This window comes from Streptomyces sp. NRRL B-24484, from assembly GCF_000717715.1.
In the GTDB taxonomy this organism is placed as follows: Bacteria; Actinomycetota; Actinomycetes; order Streptomycetales; family Streptomycetaceae; genus Kitasatospora.
Genome location: NZ_JOAI01000105.1, coordinates 1 through 3,058, shown reverse-complemented (window position 1 = coordinate 3,058; position 3,058 = coordinate 1). Strand labels below are relative to the sequence as shown.

Genomic DNA, 3,058 nt, shown 5'->3' with positions numbered 1-3,058 from the left:
TCCCACACCCCCGCACCTCCACCACCCCCAACCCGCCCGCCGGCCCCGTCAGCCGGCCCCGTCAGCCGGCCCCGTCAGCCGGCCGCAGCGACCCCGACCGCCGCCGGCAGTCCGGCCTCCAGGTACCGCAGCTCCCCCCGCTCCCGGGCGTCCAGGGCGGCCGCCAGCCGTCGCAGTCGGGCGCCGGGCAGCAGCCCGGCCGCCTCGTCGAGCGTCACGAAGCGCCAGCTCCGCAGCTCCTCGGCCTGCAGCCGTAGCTGCTGCCGGGCCTCGGCGCCGAGCCGGCCGCCGTCGTAGACGAGCCGCAGGCCGCCCCGGCGCGGTCCGGTCCGGGGTTCCCAGTCGACGGCGAGCAGCCGCAGCGCATGGGCGTCGAGGTGCAGGCCGAGCTCCTCGGCGGTCTCCCGCAGGGCGGCGTCGGTCGGTGCCTCGCCGCGTTCCACGACGCCGCCGGGGAACTCCCAGGCCGGCTTGTACACCGGGTCGACCAGGAGGACGCGGTCCTGTTCGTCGAAGAGCAGGACGGCGGCGGCGACGGTGTCGCCGGTGGGATCGGCGCTCTGCACGATCGGGCAGCGCGCGCTGCCGTCCTCGACGAGCCGGGCCAGGCGGTGGGCGGTCTGCTCGGGGGTGAGTCCGGTGGTGTCGACGAGCTGGGCGTCGCGGCCGAGCCACCGTCTGGCCGAGCGGTAGGCGGGCAGGTGGTCGAGGCACCAGCGGCGGACGCGTTCGCTGCGTTCCGGGTCCCCGGGGACCTCCTCCCGGGCGGCTATCCGTTCATGCAGGATCGTTTCGTCAGGGTCCAGCACGAAGTGGTGGACGGCGATCCCGCGGGAGGCGAGCGCCCCGAAGATCTCGTCGCGGTAGTCCTCGCGCAGCAGCGTCATGGGGACGACCAGCGGCCCCGGCACCTCGGCGAGCAGGGCCGCCGCGACCTCCGGCACCAGGCGCCGCCAGGAGGGGAGGTCCTGGAAGTCGGTGACCGGGGCCAGCCGGTCGGCGGGCAGCAGTCGGCAGAGTCCCGCACCCACCAGTTCGGGGTCGAAGAGGAGGCTCCCCGGCAGGAGCTCCACCAGTTCCCGGCACGCGGAGGTCTTCCCCGCGCCGAACGTGCCATTGACCCAGACGATCACAGAGCATCCCCTGCCTTCGGCCCACCCCGGTGCCCCACGCACCGGGCGGCGGGAGTCCGTGCTCCGGCCCCCGCGCCACACCGGTGGTACCCGTACGGGCCGCCGTCCCATGCCTGGCGGTGCCCGGCAGCGTCGGCGTCCGGCCACCGGGCACATGCCGGGCGGGTCGGTCAGCCCCGGTCGAGCAGTTCCTTCTTGAGCACCTTTCCCATGGCGTTGCGGGGCAGTTCGTCCACCAGTACGACCCGCCGAGGCCGCTTGTGGACGGAGAGCCGCTCGGCGACGAAGGCGGTGAGCCGCTCGCCGGTGACCGGCCCGTCGGGGATCACGTAGGCGACCACGGCCTGGCCGAGGTCGTCGTCGGGCACCCCGACCACGGCGGCGTCGGAGACCTCGGGGTGGTCCCGCAGGGCGGCCTCGACCTCGCCCGCGCCGATCCGGTACCCGCCGCTCTTGATCAGGTCGACGGAGGCCCGCCCGACGATCCGGTGGAAGCCGTCCGGGCCGATCACCGCGACGTCGCCGGTCCGGAACCAGCCGTCGGCCGTCCAGGCCTCCGCGTCGGCATCGGGGCGGTTGAGGTAACCGGCGAACAGGGTCGGCCCGGCGACCTGCAGCTCGCCGACGGACTCGCCGTCGGCGGGGACCTCCGTGCCGTCCTCGCCGACGAGCCGGGTCCGCACGTCGTCGAGCGGCAGGCCCACGCTTCCGGGGCGGCGCTCGCCATCGGCCCGGGTGGAGACGGTGATCAGCGATTCGGTCATCCCGTAGCGCTCGACCGGCTCGTGGCCGGTCAGCTCGGCGAGCCGCCGGAAGACCGTGACGGGCAGCGGCGCGCTGCCCGAGACCAGCAGCCGGGCACCGGAGAGCGCCCGTGCGGAGGTGTCGTCCGCCGTGACCCGGGACCAGACGGTCGGCACGCCGAAGTACAGGCTGCCCCGCGCGCCGGCGTACGCGCCGGGTGTGGGCCGTCCGGTGTGCACCAGGCGGCTGCCGGTGCGCAGCGCGCCGAGCACGCCCAGCACCAGCCCGTGCACGTGGAAGAGCGGGAGGCCGTGGACGAGGGTGTCGTCGGCGGTCCAGCGCCAGGCGGCGGCGAGGCCGTCCAGGCCTGCGGCGACCGCAGAGCGGGGGATCACCGCTCCCTTCGGTGCGCCGGTGGTGCCCGAGGTGTACAGGACGAAGGCGGGGCGATCCGGCGCGGGCTCGGCGAAGGTCGCACCGGAGCGCGCGCCGAGGTCGACCGGTACCGCCTCGGCGTCCTCCGCCCGCTCCCCCGCCGGGACGGCCAGTAGCTCGGCGCCGGAGTCCCGGAGGATGTGGCTGCGCTCCTTCGGCCCGGAGTCGGGCGGCAGCGGCACTACGGGGACGCCGGCCAGCAGCCCGCCGACCACGGCCGCCACGGTCTCCGCGGTCGGCCGCGCGAGCACGGCGAGCGCGGATGCCCCGGCGACCCGTTCGGCCACCGCGCCGGCCGCGCCGAGCAGTTCCTCCCACGACATCGACCGGCCGTCGACCACCACCGCGTCGCCCCGGTCCCCGTGTCCGCCCTCAAGTGCCGTCAGCAGTCCCATGGTCCGGACTCTACGCGGCCGGCCGACCGGGTACGCGGGGACGCCCCACCGCCCGGGACACCCCGGAAGGCCGCCGCGGAACCGGTGCGGTCCGGGCTCGGGGCCGGGTGCGGACGCGGTCCCGCCCGGAACGGCGAAGGGCGCGGCCCGGGGCAGGAACGGCGAAGGGCGCGGCCCCCGGTCTCCCGGGTGCCGCGCCCTCCTGCGCCGTGCGTGGACCAGCTCGCGGGGATCAGCCCTTGCGGGCCTTCACCTCGGCGGTGAGCTGGGGCAGGACGGTGAAGAGGTCGCCGACGACGCCGTAGTCGACGAGTTCGAAGATCGGGGCCTCGGGGTCCTTGTTGATGGCGA

Annotated in this window: 2 protein-coding genes and 1 pseudogene; all 3 read right to left on the bottom strand. The window is 76.0% G+C overall.

What is annotated here, in order from left to right; genetic code table 11:
* Positions 1-74 precede the first annotated feature (74 nt).
* Positions 75-1,133 (bottom strand): NUDIX hydrolase, encoded by a 1,059-nt coding sequence (locus IE98_RS0141315; protein ID WP_030277851.1) that lies wholly within the window; start codon positions 1,131-1,133, stop codon positions 75-77.
* 170 nt (positions 1,134-1,303) lie between these two features.
* Entirely contained in the window at positions 1,304-2,707 is a 1,404-nt protein-coding gene (locus IE98_RS0141310) for an acyl-CoA synthetase (protein ID WP_030277849.1), read from the bottom strand.
* A 232-nt stretch (positions 2,708-2,939) separates the two neighbouring features.
* Positions 2,940-3,058, bottom strand: a pseudogene (locus tag IE98_RS47545) (electron transfer flavoprotein subunit alpha/FixB family protein); the annotation flags it as partial.

Coding starts and splice junctions, on each gene's coding strand:
- IE98_RS0141310 (WP_030277849.1), bottom strand. CDS start 2,707: ATGGGACTGCTGACGGCACTTGAGGGCGGACACGGGGACCGGGGCGAC.